Source organism: Lelliottia wanjuensis (genome assembly GCF_030238365.1).
In the GTDB taxonomy this organism is placed as follows: Bacteria; Pseudomonadota; Gammaproteobacteria; order Enterobacterales; family Enterobacteriaceae; genus Enterobacter; species Enterobacter wanjuensis.
On sequence record NZ_JASSOT010000051.1, the window covers coordinates 96,204 to 115,483 of the forward strand.

At 54.1% G+C, this 19,280-nt stretch carries 13 protein-coding genes and 1 pseudogene; all 14 read right to left on the reverse strand.

The genetic code is table 11. The annotated features are described in order from the left end of the window. Nucleotides 1-6: 6 nt before the first annotated feature. Nucleotides 7-1,605 (reverse strand): type VI secretion system protein TssA, encoded by a 1,599-nt coding sequence (gene tssA / locus QQF33_RS06435; RefSeq protein WP_285145353.1) that lies wholly within the window; start codon nt 1,603-1,605, stop codon nt 7-9. Between the two features lie 22 nt (nt 1,606-1,627). Continuing rightward, complete coding sequence (locus tag QQF33_RS06440; protein WP_285157590.1) at nt 1,628-1,912, reverse strand: hypothetical protein; 285 nt, start codon at nt 1,910-1,912, stop codon at nt 1,628-1,630. Between the two features lie 521 nt (nt 1,913-2,433). Continuing rightward, nucleotides 2,434-5,910: an ImcF-related family protein gene (locus QQF33_RS06445; RefSeq protein WP_350319008.1), complete on the reverse strand. Its 3,477-nt coding sequence runs from the start codon at nt 5,908-5,910 to the stop codon at nt 2,434-2,436. After that, nucleotides 5,907-7,133, reverse strand: coding sequence for a hypothetical protein (locus tag QQF33_RS06450; RefSeq protein ID WP_285145356.1), 1,227 nt, complete (start codon nt 7,131-7,133; stop codon nt 5,907-5,909). The genes QQF33_RS06445 and QQF33_RS06450 overlap by 4 nt, the downstream gene beginning before the upstream one ends. A 121-nt stretch (nt 7,134-7,254) precedes the next feature. Beyond that, entirely contained in the window at nt 7,255-8,067 is an 813-nt protein-coding gene (locus QQF33_RS06455) for a DUF6708 domain-containing protein (RefSeq protein WP_285145357.1), read from the reverse strand. Continuing rightward, a complete protein-coding gene (locus tag QQF33_RS06460) occupies nt 8,064-8,528 on the reverse strand; it encodes a DUF6708 domain-containing protein (protein ID WP_285157591.1) in 465 nt (154 codons plus the stop codon). The genes QQF33_RS06455 and QQF33_RS06460 overlap by 4 nt, the downstream gene beginning before the upstream one ends. Then, on the reverse strand, nt 8,485-8,931 hold the full coding sequence (locus QQF33_RS06465; RefSeq protein ID WP_285157592.1) for a hypothetical protein: 447 nt from the start codon (nt 8,929-8,931) through the stop codon (nt 8,485-8,487). Before QQF33_RS06465 ends, QQF33_RS06460 begins: the two co-directional genes overlap by 44 nt. Beyond that, entirely contained in the window at nt 8,928-9,800 is an 873-nt protein-coding gene (locus QQF33_RS06470; protein ID WP_285145359.1) for a DUF6708 domain-containing protein, read from the reverse strand. The genes QQF33_RS06465 and QQF33_RS06470 overlap by 4 nt, the downstream gene beginning before the upstream one ends. Beyond that, nucleotides 9,797-10,657, reverse strand: a complete 861-nt coding sequence (locus tag QQF33_RS06475) for a DUF6708 domain-containing protein (protein WP_285145362.1) — start codon at nt 10,655-10,657, stop codon at nt 9,797-9,799. The genes QQF33_RS06470 and QQF33_RS06475 overlap by 4 nt, the downstream gene beginning before the upstream one ends. A gap of 23 nt (nt 10,658-10,680) precedes the next feature. After that, the gene (locus QQF33_RS06480) at nt 10,681-13,788 is read right to left on the reverse strand and encodes a T6SS effector BTH_I2691 family protein (protein ID WP_285157593.1); all 3,108 of its coding nucleotides are present in this window, start codon (nt 13,786-13,788) and stop codon (nt 10,681-10,683) included. A gap of 31 nt (nt 13,789-13,819) precedes the next feature. Further along, a complete protein-coding gene (locus QQF33_RS06485) occupies nt 13,820-15,622 on the reverse strand; it encodes a T6SS effector BTH_I2691 family protein (protein ID WP_285143716.1) in 1,803 nt (600 codons plus the stop codon). 14 nt (nt 15,623-15,636) lie between these two features. Then, nucleotides 15,637-16,545: a hypothetical protein gene (locus tag QQF33_RS06490; protein ID WP_285143717.1), complete on the reverse strand. Its 909-nt coding sequence runs from the start codon at nt 16,543-16,545 to the stop codon at nt 15,637-15,639. Nucleotides 16,546-16,556: 11 nt separating this feature from the next. Further along, complete coding sequence (locus QQF33_RS06495) at nt 16,557-18,893, reverse strand: type VI secretion system Vgr family protein (RefSeq protein ID WP_285157594.1); 2,337 nt, start codon at nt 18,891-18,893, stop codon at nt 16,557-16,559. Then, a pseudogene (locus tag QQF33_RS06500) lies at nt 18,893-19,280 on the reverse strand (type VI secretion system ATPase TssH); the annotation flags it as partial. The gene QQF33_RS06495 and the pseudogene QQF33_RS06500, both read right to left, overlap by 1 nt.

Here is a 19,280-nt window from a genome sequence, read left to right on the forward strand (position 1 = left end):
CATTGATTAGCCACACAACACCGTCGCCCGTGCCGGATCAAGGGCGATAAGCCCCGCCAGCAGCGCATCCATTTCCGGGCCTAATCGTGCTTTATCCGCCTCGCTGCGCCCGGACTTCATCCGCAGCAATTTCAGCCTGCGTGCTTTTACTTCAAACAACAGCCCAGGCTCCCACTGGTTCAGCGTCAGTTGACCTGCCCGTTCATTGAGTTCACCCAGTAAATGCAGTGCCATCTCATTTTTACCGTACTGTTCCGCCACACGTGCCATCAGCAGCCTGAGCAACCATTGCTGGCGAGGGGTTGTCATTCCGGGCCGCTGCTGTAGCCAGTTCAGCGCCGCTTCTGTTCCTTCGCTGTCGGCAAGCAGCAGGGCTTCAGGCTCCAGTTGCAGAATATCGTCCTCACCGGTCTGCACCGCCGTACCGCTCTGCTTCTGGTTCCAGTCTGCTGGCGCATCCAGCACCTCCTGAGTTATCCAGTTTTGCGTCACCTCATCGGCAAACGGCATACCGTCGTTGTACGCCAGCCCCTCCAGCCCCGGCAGGCGCATCAGCAGCAGGCGTAAGTCCTGCTTAATGATTTCTGCCCAGCGGTCACAGGGTGAGGGCAGTTTCGTCAGCGCCTGATACAGGTACCACTGCACGTCCAGCCAGAAGTGGTTAACACTTTCACTGAACATGCTGTCGGCCTGCTCCAGCAGTTCCTGCCAGTTCTGTTGCAGATACAAACGCTTGAGCTGGGCGCGATAGTCGCCGCGAGGCGCGATTAATCGGGTACGACCGGCTGCATCCAGAGGGGGTAACTGATGCACCGTATCCCAGCGCACGCATTTCATCAGGTGGTGACCCGAGAGCCAGCCCTGAGGCTGGTCATTGAGATATTGGGCGAGCAGCTTGCTTTGTTCCAACAGTTCGCGCCCTGACTGTACGGCCTGGAGCTGGGGAGTGGAGCCCTGATCCGCCGCAGGCTGGCTGCCCGTGGTACTGTTTTGCGGCACGACCGCGTTCAGCCCGCCCGACTGTGCCAGCCGGTTTTCAAGCGCACTGTATAGGGCAGTGAAATGCGGGCGGGCGGATTCATCCCACAGGCTCAGACACTGCTCCGTCAGCGCCAGCGCCCCGGCGATGCGTTCAAAATCGGGGCGGGTGACCTCTGGGTAGCGCAACAGGCTGTCCAGCATCCGTTGTCCAGCCAGCCATTCCAGCGCCAGCTTGCGGCTGTTGGCACGTTGTGGATGGAGCGTGTCACCGTAGCGGGTCAGCAGCGCCGCCAGTAGTTCCAGTCCTTCGGCCAGCCCCGCTTCGCCATCCCGGTGTAAGCGTGCCCAGATGTAATACGTCGCCACCCGGGTATCTTTGCAGACCTCCGTCAGCAGTTTTTCTGCGGACTGGCACACCAGCCCGGTATCCACGCCGGAGAGTTTATTCACCTCTTCGCGCATACGCTGAAAGTCGTCATCGTAACCGGGGTCGCTCCCCGTTGGGTGGTCATCCGTGACAGGAATTAACCAGTTATCCCAGAGTGCAAGCCGGCATTGGGCCTGTTGCAGTAATACCTGTTGTTCACAACCTGCGGCCATCAGCAGCGTTGATAATGTGCCCATCTCAGCGTTATCCCTGTCGGTGTTATTTCAGGCTGCGAACCACCGCCTGAAGCAGTTCATCATCGCCGGCATTGACAAACACCGGCGCTATCCATTTCATTACACACTGCCGCTCGGTCTCCGGCTGCCGTTTACCCCGCCAGTATCCCTGCCGGTGCGCCCGGCGAATATGCGGGCACACCCGACGGGCCCCGGAACCAGACCGGTTCAGCTCATCAGATAACGCCTGCCGCCGTTGCTCAAGCTGGCGTAGGGCACAGCCCACCCACAGGCACACATCCTGGTAATCCACCACCGGGGGGTTCAAACAGGCGCAATCCCTCGTGACGCACTTTTTTGGGAACCGGCCGGACGGGGGCTTGCCGCGTGCCCCAGTCAGCATTTTCTGAGCAGAGATAAAACAGCACCGGCAGGACGGCCAGCCAGAAGCCCTTCTGCCTGTCGATGTTTATCGCGTTCAGCGTCTGCTCCAGCGCGTCATAAAGCGGCAGCGTCAGAGAACATACGAGCGATTAACCATTGCGTTGCACTCATTCAGAAACCACCAGCGCCAGCAAATCGGTACGCCATTCCGCCAGGGTCATAAACTCGATGTACGGCTGATGTCGAGCTAGCGCCCGAGCGGAAAGCGAACTTTCATCGTGGATACTGGCGTGATGGTGAGTCAGATAATGGCTCAGCCACTCCCTGCACGGTAAAAACGATAAGAACTGCCACGGGGCCGCGGCATCGGGCTCACGCAGGTATCCACACTCTTGAATACGCCAGAATTATGGGAACTCACAAGCGCCATCACCCGTTGGGCATGATGAGGAGGGGTCTGCTTAGTCATTTTTTAGTCGCCTCCTCACTGAGCAGGCTATTCACCTCATCCGGTTCGTCAGCAGAGCCTTCGGTTTGTGATGACGTGTCTGCACCAAATATCTGCGCCGGTAGGCGGAAGTTCTGTAACTTCAGCAACGCCAGCGGCCCGCTACCGCGCTCAGTACGTAATATCCACCGTATCTTTCGAGTGTCCGGCATGGTGAGCGTGAGCTGCCAGCGACTTTCGTCCAGTTGTTTTGTTTCAGCATGTGCCAGCCAGCGGATGAGCCCCAGCGAACCGGGGTAATTCCCCTGCAGCCGTGCGCCTGCATCAATGCTGGTCCATGTCAGCTGTGTGCCCGGCTGGTAGGTGTCTCCTGGCCAGCGGAACCCCTGCCAGCTTTCCATCTGATTAAAGTAATGCAGTTTCTGCCCGTCAATCGTCAGCATCGTTTCCACCACATCCGGAGCCGGACGCGCCCGCAGTTCAAAGTGGATCCCCTGACTGCCTGCTGGATATAAAATGCCGGAGATTTCACCTAACTGATTAACCGCCTTCAGGAAGGCTGGATTGACCGTCAGCCCTTGGGTGTTCAGCGTATTGACCACCCAGCGATGACCTTCTTTATGCAACAGACCATCCAGTTCGCGGGTGAGGAACTGGTCAATCCGTCCGCTGTCCTGACGGATAAAATCAGCCAGCGCGGGCAGGGAAACATCGCTGTCGCTGTCGGCAAACGGGTATCGCCCGGCGAAAGTTTCGTCCCATTCGTTCACGACGCTGTCACGCCACTGGTCGTTCAGGCTCGCGGCAGCGGGCTCCAGCACCGCCTGCCAGGACTGTTTCAGCGGCTGGACAAACATCGTCTGGCCGAAGCCACTCCACTCCGCTCCGAGACTGGCGGCAACCAGGCTGCCGTATTCCTGGCTGTCTGTGAGGTCAACGCTTTTGCCTCTAAAGACTGTTTGGGCCAGTAGCTGCATCATTTCCTGCGGTTCGGCGGCATCCGCAATCTGCTGAAGCTTCAGCCGCACACGCGTCACGCGGGTCAGATAGGTTTGCAAACTAAGTATATTATCGCCGGAGGAGGCCGTCGTGGATGGCGCTTTCCCCATCAGCATCAGCAGCGGACCAAAGGTTTTATCCAGTGGGCCAGTCAGCTCTGCGCTTTTCTGGTCAATCACCGGAGCCTCTTCTTGTTTATCCGCAAGCAGCTCTTTGGCGGATTTTATCAGCGAGTCCGATAAGGCGGCATGTTGCCGTCCGGTCTGCCCTTGCTCTGCCAGCGTGTTCATCAGCGCTATCAGCGGTGACTGGCGTACGTCGCTCATCAGGGTGAGCTGGTCGGTCACATCCGACAGGTTCTGCGTTTTGTTCCAGCGTACGCTGTTCAGAAACCGCAGCCAGGTGGCCGAGAAATCCGAGAAATAGCGCTCAGTGAGGCGCTGTTGCAGCACTTCAGGCAGCACATCCTGACTGACCTGCTGACGGTTATCGCTCAGCACCCAGTCAATTTCATCCCGTCGGGCGGTTACCGCTTTTTCAATCGCCGGTTGAACTGCCTCTTCCCACGCCCTGCGGGTAAACACGCCCGGAATATACTCATCGGTGGTAAATAGCTGCCGGGCATCGGTGTCGCCGGTCATCTCCTCAAGCGTCATATCCGCATAGTTGCGTCGCGCCTGCGTAAGGATAGCCTGGTAAACGGTGTTATCGGCGTTCCGGCGGCCTATCTGCCCCAGCAGAACCTGACGAGTCTGGGCAATCAGAGCGTTATCTGGGCTGATTTTCCAGTCGGGACGGGTGGGCAGATTAGCGGCGTAAAAGGACCATAAATCCGGTGCCAGGCTTTGCCACAGGCCTGGAGAAATCCCCTTGATCTGCGGTGCAACAGACTTCATCACCTGGCTGAAAAAATCAGCCTGTGCTTTTTCCGGATGTACCATCATCAGGTAGGCTTTGAGCTGGTCGTAGCCGGTTTTTGCCATCGTGGCGCGTTGCAGACTATCCGGGGGCAGATTCGCCAGTTGGGTCAGTTTTTGGTGCAGGCTTTGGGCGGCGGCATCGCGGATCAGGCGCTGGCTGGCCGGGCCGTACCACATCCACAGCCTTTCCAGCAGTTGCGGATTATGATTCAGGCCAAAGCGCAGATACCAGGGGGCCCCCTCAATGTTCTGTTGTTGCAGCCGCCCGATATCGTTGCGCAGAGCCTGCAAGGCCATCAGTTGTGCATCCGACACCTGACGGCTGTTGACCAGGGAGTGCGCCCGCAGGGCCGATGCCACCATCTGGTGACGGTTAGTGGTAAACGCAACCACGCTCCCCAGCCCCCACAGCAATATCAATACCAGCAGGCCGTGATACACACCCTGCTCCCACGGCAGGCCAATATGTTTACCGTATGCCCGCGGGCTGTCGTCAGCTACGCACTGCCAGAGGACAGAATGTTCGTGACGGTGCTCATGCAGCCCGGCAACGGCCGGAGTCGGGGTTGCCAGTGGCAGGCTGAACATCAAGCCGCGCAGTGGGATTCGTCTGGCGTACTCCGCTAGCCATGGGGCCAATTGCTGACGCCATTGTGCAATACCGCCCTGAGCCAGTTCGTGTCCCAGACGCAGTAAAAAATCATGGGACTGTGACTGAAATACCTGCTGTAAACCCTGTTCGCGCAGCGCAGGCAACAGCAACTGTAACTGCTGTACCACTTTCTCCGACGTGACATTCTGAGGAAACTGCACGCCAACGGGCTGGACCACGCGTTCATCCTGTGACCAGAGGCTGTCGCACACCTGCCAGAGCCAGACGGAGGGCTGAAAACGCAGCACCGCCCCCATTTGCTGTAACGTGCGCAGGCCGTTATCCATCCAGCCCGGCGTCTGACTTTGCTCCGGAGACAGCGCCCAGACCACTGCATCAAACGGGCGACTGCGACGGATCAGGCGCAGGGCCGCAAAACGGGGCACGTCGAGACTGCCGTGCAGACTCCCGCCGTCGATAAGCACCGTGCGCTCCCCTTCCAGCCATTGCTTTTGTTTCAGCGTCGGAACAAGCGATGAAACCAGGCTGTCCTCCCCCACCACCAGCAACATCCGGACTTTATAGCGCCAGAAAAACCCATAGCGGGAACGCAGGTGCTGTTTCAGGCGCGTGAACTCAGTATGTTGTGGCTGATGATCTGTTGCCGTGCTCACCGCAACCGGAATATCATCTCCTGCGGCCTGATGCCGGGTGGCATCAAAACTTTTCCGGCCTGCCGAGCGCAGGGAAAAATACATCACCAGCCCGCCCAGTAGCAGCATACCGGTACCGGTACACAGTCCCAGCAGCCAGTGCTCACGTGCCGGCGTTCCACCGACAAGGCCGAGACGTTCGGGATGTTGCCATACCAACCAGCACAGCGTTCCGCCGACGATTAACAACAGCAGCAACGCCGCCAGGAACCGGTTCTCTGGTTTTTTGAAGCTGATAAAAGGAATTGAAGGTATTGAAAAAAGCCTCACGTCACGCTCTCCTGTTGAATAACACAGGGCGCAACGACTACGCTCCAGATGTCATCCTGTCCTTGTTCACTGCTGATAATCATGTGCGCTTCATCCCTGAGTTGTACGGCCTGAGCCGCAGCGGCGACAGCCAGCCATGGCGAGGCACAACCTGCGTGGCCCAGAGTCATGTCGGGGTGGTGTATAGCGGAAACATTGTCAATTCCCACGAAAGGGGCTTTGCCTGGCAAGGTAATCGCGTTCTGAGCCCCTTCGGCATGCAACCCTGTCAACCAGAGGTGTTTTAACGTGTCAGGACGCACGGGAACCCATTCGCCCGCCTGCAATACACCGCGTTCAAGGTCCTCGGCGCCACTTTTTTCGGGACGATGCAGTAATGCCAGGGGCGACAATGTTTTCTGAGTGAGCCGGTTTGCCAGTAATAACGCCACGACGGTTTCTGTCGTCATTTCTGGCTGCTCAGGTGCAATCTGTAAAGCAATAACCAGCAATACTGCGTTATCTTTAATTCGATAATCGAGCCAGTCATCTACATACCCCAGCCCCTTTCCTTTTACGAATTCAACGGGCTGTTGGAACGCTCTTTTTTGCCAGGCAAAACGCCACACATCTCGAATCTTTTCGCCAGAAAGAGTCGAGGAATATTCCAGCAAAATTGCGACCGGGTTGCCGGGAGGAAGCGATGAAAATTTTGGCGCTATCTTTTTCAAAATTTCAGTAAAACAATTTAACAGCAAATCCTCACTCGTCTGGCCGGGCGTAACAGGCAGGCGGCTATGGCGAATATGATGATGTCCCTCCCAGGAAGTTTGCGGAGTTAATTTATTTTCACCACGAAACAGTTCCTGACTCGACGCAGAAAACTGTGCATTAATCATGGCTGAGTGCGCGGTAAAACATTCAACGCCGAGTATCTGCAACGCCCGGCGTCCACGCCGTGTTTCCTGTAGTATGACTTCTTCACGCCGTTGATCCCATGCACTGGCATGAATGCATTCCAGCAGGTATACCCCCTGACGACAAATCATCAGCACTAACCAGACAACGGAAGGGATACCTGCGACAAAGAGCCAGAATTCCGTCCATTCTGACGCCCATCCTGAAAAACGAATAACTCCCCACCCTATTGCGATAAAGAAAAACAATGCACCTAACCAGCGTATTTTCCTGGGTGGCGAAGGGCGCACCGCCAGGCCAGGTATAATATTCAGATTTACAGGCATAGAGGATTCCAATCCCTATTGAAATAAAACAGTGATGTGTATTTAAATAAATCAGAAGCAAAAAATTAATTTTTAATAAATAGTCAAACCCTGAATTTTACTATTTCACAATTAATGGCATTTATAATGCCATTGTGGATTCCCGCTCCAGCTCTTCCGGCCAGCACATATTTTTGCGGGGTTTCCAGTTATCCGGCCTTCCTGGATAGACTGGATCCATTACTACCGGCTTGTGCTGCATATACTGGCAAAGGTGACTCCACAGCCTGCGCTGGGGTTCCGGGTGGCTCATTGCCTGGTTCAGAATAAAACGCTCGATCACTTCATGCGTGCCGGGTTTACAGACAGCACAATACAAACGGAAGCCCTGAACGTAACGATCGGATTCGTGGCCTATTTCGCCGTGGATATCTGCCCAGTCAAATACCTTGACCGTTGCAGGCCATTTCCCCCACGGGTTCCAGTGATTTCTGTGGTAGTCAAATATATAGATTTTTTGCCGCTTTCGATTAAAGCGAATCGGTTGGTCTCGAGGAACAAATAATGCCATTCGCAAATTTAACCAAAAAATTGATAGAACAATAAAAAATACAACAATAGAAACAATCAAAAAGAGTAAATTTGAACTAACTATAAAAATGGAGTAAAAAAACATCATCAGTGGTGCTAGCAAAGCTGCACTACTAAACAACGCTCCGCCCCACATTATGTTTTCATAGCGAGGCATTTCAAGCCAGGTATCATTAATTTCCGTCACGCGAATTAATTGCCCAATGACCGTTTGTGGTTCCTTATTTCCCGGTAAATCTTCCTCCCATCCCTTTAAGGGCGGGGTCAGACGAGGCTTACTGGAGAAGCGCGCATTCACCGCATCCCGCACGGTTTGCGCATCCGCAGGCCACACGCTGTCGGGCTGTTTATCCTGTGCTTTCATTCTGATCTCCATTCCTTGAGCAGATGATTTTTATATGGAGCCGTGGTTGATTCATGTTCCAGGTCTTCCGGCCAGCACATATTTTTGCGGGGTTTCCAGTTATCCGGTCTTCCCGGATAGACCGGATCCATCACCACCGGCTTGTGCTGCATATACTGGCAAAGGTGGCTCCATAACCTGCGTTGAGGCTCCGGATGGCTCATCGCCTGGTTCAGAATAAAACGCTCGATCACTTCATGGGTGCCGGGTTTACAGACAGCACAATACAAACGGAAGCCCTGATCGTAACGATCGGATTCGTGGCCTATTTCGCCGTGGATATCTGCCCAGTCAAATACCTTGACCGTTGCAGGCCATTTCCCCCACGGGTTCCAGTGATTTCTGTGGTAGTCGAATAGATAGATCTTTTGGCGTTTTCTATTTAATCGGATGGGTTGGTCGCGGGGGACGAACAATGCCATTCGTAAATTCAGAAGAAGCATTGAAACAAAAAAAAATAAAAATAGAAAATAGAAAATAGAAAATAGAAAATAATATCCCTAAGTGGTTCAAATATCCCGGAACGAAAATAAAAAAGGAAGCACAAATAATAGATACCAATGAAGCCATTATCCCCAGCCATGCCCCTCCCCACATTATGTTTTCATAGCGAGGCATTTCAAGCCAGGTATCATTAATTTCCGTCACGCGAATTAATTGCCCAATGACCGTTTGTGGTTCCTTATTTCCCGGTAAATCTTCCTCCCATCCCTTTAAGGGCGGGGTCAGACGAGGCTTACTGGAGAAGCGTGCATTCACCGCAGCCCGCACGGTTTGCGCATCCGCAGGCCACACGCTGTCGGGCTGTTTATCCTGTGCTTTCATTCTGATCTCCATTCCTTGAGCAGATGATTTTTATATGGAGCCGTGGTTGATTCATGTTCCAGGTCTTCCGGCCAGCACATATTTTTGCGGGGTTTCCAGTTATCCGGCCTTCCCGGATAGACCGGATCCATCACCACCGGCTTGTGCTGCATATACTGGCAGAGGTGGCTCCATAACCTGCGTTGAGGCTCCGGATGGCTCATTGCCTGGTTTAAGATAAAGCGCTCGATCACTTCATGGGTGCCGGGTTTACAGACAGTACAATACAAACGAAAGCCCTGATCGTAACGATCCGATTCATGACCGATTTCGCCGTGGATATCTGCCCAGTCAAATACCTTGACCGTTGCAGGCCATTTCCCCCATGGGTTCCATTGGTTTCTGTGGTAGTCAAATATATAAATTTTCTGGCGTTTGCGATTGAAGCGGATGGGTTGGTCTCGAGGGACGAATAAAACCATTCTTAAATTCAAAATTAGCATTGACAATGAAACGAAAAAAAACGCAACAAAACCCAACAAAAAACCCCAGCCATCACCTGTTTTTAAAAAGTCGCAAAAAAAATCGATGAGAATAAATAGGCTCATTGGAATAACAATAATTAATATGATTACAATCAACACCCCCCCACCCCACCAAATAATATTTTCATAGCGCGGCATTTCAAGCCAGGTGTCATTAATTTCTGTCACCCTAACTAATTGCCCAATCACTTCCTGCGGTTCCTGATTTCCCGCTAAGTCTTCCTCCCAACCCTTTAAGGGCGGGGTCAGACGAGGCTTACTGGAGAAGCGTGCATTCACCGCAGCCCGCACGGTTTGCGCATCCGCAGGCCACACGCTGTCGGGCTGTTTATCCTGTTCTTTCATTCTGACCTCCATTCCTTGAGCAGCTGATTTTTATATGGAGCCGTGGTTGATTCATGTTCCAGGTCTTCCGGCCAGCACATATTTTTGCGGGGTTTCCAGTTATCCGGCCTTCCCGGATAGACCGGATCCATCACCACCGGCTTGTGCTGCATGTACTGACAGAGGTGGCTCCACAACCTGCGCTGAGGTTCCGGGTGGCTCATGGCCTGGTTCAGGATAAAGCGCTCGATCACTTCATGGGTGCCGGGGTTACAAACAGCACAATACAAACGAAAGCCCTGATCGTAACGATCGGATTCGTGGCCTATTTCGCCGTGGATATCAGCCCAGTCAAATACCTGGACCGTCGCAGGCCATTTCCCCCACGGGTTCCAGTGATTTCTGTGGTAGTCGAATAGATAGATCTTTTGTCGTTTTCTATTTAATCGAATGGGTTGATCGCGGGGGACGAATAATGCCATTCTTAACTGAAGCAAGCACACAGAAAACGCAATAAACAGGCAAAAAATATAGAATGGGAAAAAAAACATACCTGTATTATGAAAAAAACCCTGAACAAAAATCAAAGAAGAAGCACAAAGAAAGAAAAACAACGAAAATACCCCCCCAAACCATGCTCCCCCCCACAGTATATTTTCATAACGAGGTATTTCCAGCCAGGTATCATTGATTTGTGTCACGCGAATTAATTGGCCAATGGCCGTTTGTGACTCCTGATTTCCGGGTAAATCTTCCTGCCATCCCTTTAAGGGAGGTGTTAGGCGAGGTTTGCGTGAAAAGCACGCATTCACCGCATCCCGCACGGTTTGCGCATCCGCGGGCCACGGAGCACCGGGTTGTTTTTCCTGTTCTTTCATTCTTGTTTCCATTCCTTAAAGGGCTAATCTGCGACAGTCAGGTTTAATATCATCTGACATTCAGGATCGTCACGGTCTGTCCAGTAATCCACTGACAATGAGGCGAAATTGTAACGGGAAGGGGTAACCCACGCCTCGCCTTCCAGCACCAGACTGTTGCCGTCCCAGCGCTCCGTCAGGGTGTTATTCAGTGGGTAATTGGGATGGCGCGGGTGGCGCGGCAATGAAGATCCATCCCCCGGGGACACCGGTGTATCGGCACTGCCGGAAATCGGGTAGCGACTGCTCAACAGCTGAACGCTGCCGCCACTGCCCTTTGCAGTGAGCTTCAGATCCCATGCGGACAACGTGCCATTACAGCACGGCAACCGCACGCGCATTTTTATCACATCCTCATCGTTCGCGATTTCACCGATAATATCTTGGTAGTCCACCTCGGCCTCCATCCCGCTGACGATCACTTCATACGCCATCAGGGCATCGCTCAGGTCTTCCAGGACTGAGACATTCCATATCCGGTCATTATCTCCCCGCTTACTCTCCACACCAAAACAGCCACAGCGCAGCCAGACTTCAAACGCGCTGCTGACGGCATTGGCGGCCTGGATAGCCATCATCGCACCGGCCACAATCAGCACAGCTGCTATTCCTGCGGGACCTAACAAGGCAAATTGGCAGGCTAAAGCGGCATAAATGGCAACTCCCCCACCTATACCAGTGGCGACCCCCGCTGTCGAATACCATATAGAGGCTTCAGTATCCCCTTTTTTGCTGGAAGTGTAAGCCTTAACAATCATCCCAACCCCATCAAAAATCGCCGAAACCCCGGCCAGCACACCGCCCATACGTATCAGCGGATGTACATACTCAGGTACACCTTTCACAATAACATTAGGCGCTAAATCCCAGGGGTTCGCCCGCACCAGCATATGAACAAAACCGCTGGTCTCCACCGCTGAACTGGCCACCATGGTCATATTGGAGAGCAACACGATTTGTGCATCCACTTCATGTCCTATCGCATCCATCACGGCCTGCATGTTACCTGCCAGCGCCCCGACCTGCAGAAACAGCATCCCGCCACCCAGCAGACCGCCCATAGTGTTGCTGCTCACCAGCCGCCGAGACAGCTGAACCTGCTCGTCAAGCACCTGCTGCACCTGCTTTGGTAGCAGCCTGATGGATTTACTAGCGGCCCCTTCCAGGGTGACCGCTGAAATGCGTAGCTCAGCAAAGCTGGAGAAATCCGGAACACCCTTTATCGGTCCAGCTTCCCAGTGTGAAGCGAATTTTTCAGGGTCCATCTCGCTCACCAGCGTGACCGCTATCCGCTGTTCGAGTATTTTCGGATCGGTTATTTGTAAAAAGCTCCCGCCTGACAGACTCCGCTTCAGCCGTTTACCGTTCTGCAACTCACCGCTGAACTGAGCAGGTTTTCCCGTGGCGGTAAGCTGTGCGCGGGCAATATTTCGGCTCAGCGTCTGATACTGATGCACCGTCATATCCAGCGTAAAAACCGTCACCTTCTGTCTGGAGGCCAGATAAATCACTCCCTGAACCACCCGGCTGTAACCGTCCTGGGCAGACCGCGCCAGTCTGGTTGTCAGCCTTGAGACGCCTCCGCTCATCGCCAGCGCAATATGGGCCGTTGCCTGCTGAACTCTTTTTGAATCAATCAGATCACTCACTTCCTTCGAGCCCAGTACGACCTTCAGATTGGTATATCCGGCTGTACCACTGTAGATCGCTTCAGAGACTGACGGGATGTTGCCCAGGATCCCCTGGTATGCCGGGCTGGTCGGGTCCTGCAACCAGTCCAGCCAGACTTTCTCCGTCTCATCATCAGTGCATCCCCCTTGGATGCAGGATGCCACCGTCGATAAGCGGGCCGCCCAGCTCTGCGGGCAGGGTTCCGGGGCGTAGTCATCGGTGAGTAGTGCCAGCCATTTTTGAGACTGATACCAGACGGCCAAATCTTTACCGATGGCGGCTATCCGCTTCTGGTAGTCTTCCTGCTGCTGTTGATATTGTTGGGCAAACTCAGCGCGCTCCGGCTCTTTATAATATTCAGAAAGACGGGCTACTTTTTCAGCGTAAGTCTCGAATGCTACCTGCTCAGCAGAAATCGTTACTCCCCCTGCTGCAGGATAGCCGCTGGGGGTTGCCTCATGGTGGCGGGGCTTGCTGTTAGCGTCTATCGTCTTTTTCAGTGAATCAAGATACTGCTTTATTGCCTCCGAAATCATGTGTTTATGCCTGATAACGGGCAATTCATTGTATATCTGCCGGGCCTCTACCACCTGCAGGCGCCCGATATTCAGCTCCTGCACCACCCCTACAGCATCTTCCAGTATCAGCGCCGATATCGGACACCCATACTGGGCCGTCAGGGTCACAACCCGTGCACCCAGCGCCGCTTTGTCACCCTGACGCGGGTAAAAACCGTGTGCACCACCGTTCGGCTCCCCCGTGATAGTTTGCACGTTGCCGAAAAGTTCTGTCGCAAACTCCGCCACATCTGGCGTCAGGGCTGACAGTGACATATCCAGTACCCGTGCTTCGGGTATGCTTGCCGGGCTTTTTTTCAGCGTACTCAGTGAAATCTGCGTGAACCGCGAGGCGGGCCGTTTGCCACTCTGGTATTCATTCAGTACCTCTTTGCTCCACGCATCACCGCTGAAGGCCAGCCAGGCCTGCTCGTAATCCTGGCCCGTGGCCGGGTTCACATCAATGTTGATAAAACTGGCGTTGATACAGTGCCCCTGCTGCCGGCACGCCTCCGTTATCGGCTCTACCGTTTCACCTTCCGGCTTCTCCAGCGGATTGAAATACCGCAGGTAACCTTCCGCTGTCACCATGTAACCCTGCCAGACTGTTTTATCCAGCAGCACATACAGATAACCCATGCGCAGGGTACGTAGCGCGTATTTAAATTCTCCCCCCGTGAGGGCAACATCCTGCTCTGGAACCCTAGACTTCCAGCCCGTACTTACCACCGCTTTCGGCACTGCCGCTACCCGCAGCGGAAAAACCGGAATACCCTGCCGCTGGCACACCTTACATCCTGATGGGGTGCTGGCAGCCTGTTGAGTTGCGGCCGTATTCTGGCCGACCTGGTCTTTAATTCCCATAGCTGAAAAGTCCTTTAAATGGGCAACCGGGTTAAACAGTGGCAGTGTCGTTCATTATTGCGTTGTAGGCAGTCAGCGCCTTATTCAGGTCATCCTGGCTGGATGCATTCCATACCGGATCCTCACTGCTACGCTTAATAGCGATGCCAAAGCAGCAACAACGCAGCCACACTTCAAATGCGGCATTCGGGGTATTTTCGGCCAGCATAACGGGAGATATTCGCACTACCTGAAGCGGGATGTCGGCCTTTGGCTCACGATTGCTGACAACATCATCGAAGTGTGTCTCCAGCAATGTCTGGTAATTCACCAAAAAAGTCTCCAGCCCGCTGTCCTGTGAAACCTGGGCCAAGTTCTTGTCGGTTACCAAATCAATTGCTTCCTGCATCGCACGCATAACCCTCTCCTGGGCGGATGGCGTGAGTCGTGTCTGGAGGTGGCGTACAACCTTACGTAATAGCTGTGTCCGTTGGATAATCGCCATTCGGATCGGCTGAGCAGTAAGCCATTCACTCATGCCATCAGACTTCACCACTGACTTTTGCATCACATCCGAAGAGTTCAGTATTCCGTCAAACACCAGACCTTTTTCACTTTGCAACCATGCCAGCCATACGGCTTCAGTGGCCTCATCCATACCCCCACCTTCAATGCAGGCGTTTAGCGTGCGCAACTGGAAAAACCGATTCATTGGGCTGCTTTCAGCCGCATAGTCCTGTTGACACTCAGCCAGCCATGTTGCTGATTGATACCAGGCTGCCAAATCGCATCCTGTCGCCGAGATCCGCTGCTGGTATTCCCCTCGTTTACGCTGATATGTCTGTGCAAACTCAGCTCGCGCCGGCTCGTTATAACAGGTCTGTAGGCGGGTGAAATGTGCCATCCCTGCACCCGCAGGCAGAGTCGTTTGAGCGACCATTTTTTGCAGTTCAAGGAGATAATTTTCTATCGCATCAGAAATCAGATGCTGATGTTTTATGGCAGGTTGTGTGAGATAAGCCTGCCGGGATCGGGCAATTTGCAGGCGACCCGCATTCAGTTCCTGTACCACCCCCGTCAGGTCATTCACTGCAATCGCACCGGGTTGACAGCCATATTGCGCGGTAAGCTGAGCAATATAACTGCTCAATGCCGCCCCCCTTTCAGTGCGCGAATAAAATCCATGCGCCCCGCCTCCCGGCTCCTCCATGACTCTTTCCAGATCTGGAAAATGACTAGTCGCATATTCCACAACCTGAGTCTGTAATGTGAGCAATGAGGGTTCAAGAGCCAGCCCTTCCGGGATCTTATCCGGGGCCGCTCGCAGCGCTGACAAGGTGATTTGCGTGAACCGGGCGGCAGAACGCTGCCCACTGGCATATTCACGTAACACCCTTTCACTCCACGGATCGCTGCTGAAGGCCAGCCAGGCCTCGCTGTATTTCTCATCATCAACATTGATAAAACTGGCGGGAATATCATGGCCCAGTGCCAGGCACTCTTCACCTAACGACGCGATCTGTTGATCTTCCGGCATCACCAGCGGATTAAATTGCCGCAGGTAGCCTTCTTTCATGACCTGATAGCTTTGCCAGATTGTCCTGTCCAGCAGCACATACAGATAACCTGCACGTAAAGTGCGCAGGGCATATTTATACTCTCCACCGGTCAGAACCACATCCTGAGGCGGCACTTCGGGTTGCCAGAATGAACTCACGACCCGCAAAGGAACTGCTGCAACACGTAATGGCAGTATCGGCAATCCTTTGCGATGACAGGCTTTGCACCCTGAGGGCATCTCACTCGTCTGCCTGGAGGCCGCAATATTCCGCGTGATCTGTTGTTTGAGTCTCATGATGGCGGTTTCCATTATGACGAGGATGACAGGTTGTCCAGTTCAAACCAGACCGATTCGGGCAAACTATTTAGCAACTGAGTGAAACGCAGAGCTGGACTGGCTATAGCCTGTTGCAATAGCGCATTAATCTGCGGATGTAGCTCAATATTTACCAGAAGTGTCAGACGGTTCAGCGCCAGAAAGAGGCGATCTTCAACATGAGTCAGTTCAGTTTTTTCGACCTCTCGCCATGCAGCAGCAGCCAGCTTTACCGCATCGGACGGTAACGTCGGGCAAACCTGCTGCCAGGCAAACAGAAGCTGCCAGATCATTCTGGCTGCCTGCTGGGCGTGCTGAACACCCCAGGTTAACTGCCATTTATCCGTTGCTTCATTTCCGTCAACAACGGTGATATTTCCTGCCGCACTCATGTACCACCAGTGGCTTACCGGCCAGATACTGCCGCCCAGTTTTTTCGCCGGACTGGTAGCCTGTAGTAATTCAAACCGATGCGGCTCAAAAAAGGGGAAAAATGCACTGTTATCAAGGTGGTTACACCAGTCAGCCAATGTGACGACGAGTTGTTCAAGCGGTTGAGGGCTGCTCAGCCATGCACAAAGATAACGCTTCTCATGCAGAGCCTCTTCAGCCGCATAATCCACCAGACACTCAAGCAGTGCAGCATCACACCCGCAACCAGGAGTTGCCAGCAATACCAGTTGTGGGCAATGCTGTGGCGAGTAAGCCAGATCCTGACGCAGTACGGGACGTATTGCCTGGTCGCCCAATGTTTTTTGCAGATGGCTTAAATGAATCGGGCGCACATCGCAGACGGCTTTAAGGGGATCGATAAGTAAGTAGCGGTACTCATCGCGCTTCAGCTCCATAATATCCGCCAGCGTATTGGCTTTCATGGTGTTTACTGGTACCAGGTTGGACATATCACTCACCATTATTTTGCCATCTCCACACAGATTGCATTAGGCGGAAGTTTGACCGGTGAAGACTTAAAGGACTGTGCCATTTGACGATTAAAGGTCATGCATTTGAGATTGAACTCACCGGGTGTCATTACTGTCACACCAGAGCTTTCAATAACCAGCGCTGTTTTATCGCAAGCCAGGGTGATTTTTTTGCCCGCCTGGATATAGACCTCATCATCTTTGCTGATAATTTTCATATCTTTTAATGAGGTCAGCGCCATGGCATCACTCTGCGCCTGAATCTCCACCTTCCCCTGGTTTGCGAAAATTTTAATTCCCAGCGCTTTAGCAAACAGGCTGATAATTTCCCCCGCCGCGACGGTGAATTTTTTAAATACCGTAAAATCACTGTTTTCAGCTGAGGTCTGGATGAAGTTATTACCGGTACTGATTTGAATGCTTTGTGGTGACACCTGAGCAATACCCGCTGGCGCACTCATCAGTAAAACGGAGTCTTTGAGATCTTTTAGCGACGCTTCAAGCAATGCCTTTTGATCTTCAATTTGCGCCAGTTCGGCCTGCCCTGTTTTTACGGCATCACTTAATGCTTTTGCCAGTCCCTGTGCCTGTTGTAGAGTGCTGAGGGCAGACTTCATCTCCAGTACCTGGCCCTGAGCCTCTGTCTGACCATCGGCGCTGATAAATATCCCACGACCCGCACGTATTGCCCCGTAGCTGTCACTGCGCAGCTCAAATCCCTCGCCCCGCTTTTGCTTCCCGGCGTCCACCACATGCCCCAGGTTCAGCTGGCTCTTCCCGCCGTACTCCGTGCTCAGCTTGATATGCTCTTTGCCCCGCTCGTCGTTCAGCCTCAGTTTGTTGTTCGCCGGAGTCCTCAGCACGTTGCGTTTGTAGTTCTGTATCGTGACGTGGTCCCCGTGCGCCGAGTCGTGCAGCACATGGGCGATATACGGCCTGTCCGGGTTGCCGTCTTCAAAGGCTATCGCCACTTCCGTTCCCGCCAGCAGCGGCAGGTGCAGCCCGTAGGTGTCTCCGGCATACGCCCTTGCCTGGCGGACCCACAGACTTTCATACCCCGTGTCCCAGTTGTCACGGTCAAACAGCAGGTTTACCCGGTAGCGCCCGTCTTTGTCGATATGCCCGTAGATATCGCTTTTCTGCGTGCTGGTCACACGCGCCGGTATCGTCCCCGCCATCACTGGCCTCTCCACCTCCACCGGCCGGAAGCTGTAGTCCTCCGAATACGGAATGGCACTGAAACGGATTTCAAAGCTGCTGTCGCGCCGCGCTGAACTGGTGAGCGCTGTAATCACCGCCCCCCGGACGAACGCCTCCGGGATACCTTCTCCGCCACCGGTCACCTTCATCTCCTGGCCCGGCGTCAGCGTGGCGCAGTTGGTCATACCCGTCAGCTGCGTCTGACCGTTCAGGTAGCGTTCATGGCGGATACGCGCATAGAACGCCCCGCTCTCCGCGGCCGGGCTGCGCCCTGCGCTCCCTGCCGTCAGATAGTTGTCGGCATAGTGATACGCTTCACCGTAGGTCGTGGCCGCCCCGCGTGTGATATCGGCGCTGGCACTCAGGTCCTCCGTCGCCGTGCGGTAGTTATAGTCCTGCACGCTCACCGTCTGCTCCACCACCTGATGATAGCCGCTCATCTCCCACACCGATTCCCGCGCCGAGTCATGCATCCCCGAAGGCGGCACCGCCGGCAGCGTCAGCCCCTGCTGATAAAACTGCTGGTCGTCGTAAAACTCCACCACATCAATATTCAGCCGCGAGTCCGTCGTCACCCGGTACCAGATACCCACCTCCGACAGCAGACGTGAAATGAACGTCAGGTCATCTTCACCGTACTGCATCACCTGCTCACGGCGCGGGTACTCTTTCGCCAGCCGGAACACAAAATCCTGCCCGCGCATGCTGTGCCGCTCGCGCAGGATTTTGTCCACTATCTGCTGAACCGACATGTCCTGGTAAATCGCGTTCTGATGGCTGCGTGACAGCAGTGCCAGCCGGGGCTGCAGCGTCAGTTCGTAGCGGCTTTCATCCTTCGAGGTCGAGAGCTGTTTAAAGCCCGTCACCACACCCTGTATCACCCGCACTGGCTGCTGGACTTTAATGCCGAACCCCTGGTCTGCCGGGGCCTGTAACGTCAGCGAGCCGTCCTGCATCAGCATCGACTCCGGCCGGATAGCCCTGTCAGTACTGGTGAAGCGGATGGCATAGCGGAACGGGGTGCTCAGCGCTTCCTCGCCTTCAAAGCTCAGCACATCAAGTAGTGACGTACTGCCGCGCACCTTTAACAGGTGGTGGCTGTGGTTGAATATCAGTCCGCTGTTCATCAGATGTTATCCTCAAAATCCATCACAATACCCTCTTCTTCACTCCATTCGAGCCGAAGTGTTTTCGGCTTCTGTTTCACCGCCATGTGACTCAGCAACTGCTGACTCAGCACCGGCAAAATCTGCTGGTTGAGCAGGCTATCGACGTTGCGCGCCCCGGTATCCGGCAGCAGGCAAGCTGAGGTAAGCGCGTCAAACAGGCTCTCATCGATGTGGGTGGCCAGACCGTAATGACGATGCAGACGCTTACTCACCTGGCCGAGTTTCATCTCGACGATGGTGCGCATCGCGGTCTCTGCCAGCGGACGATAGATCACCGTCTGGAAGCGGGCCAGCAGCGCGGGCTGGAAGTGATCGCGCAGGATCGGGCGCAGCAGCTCGTGCAGA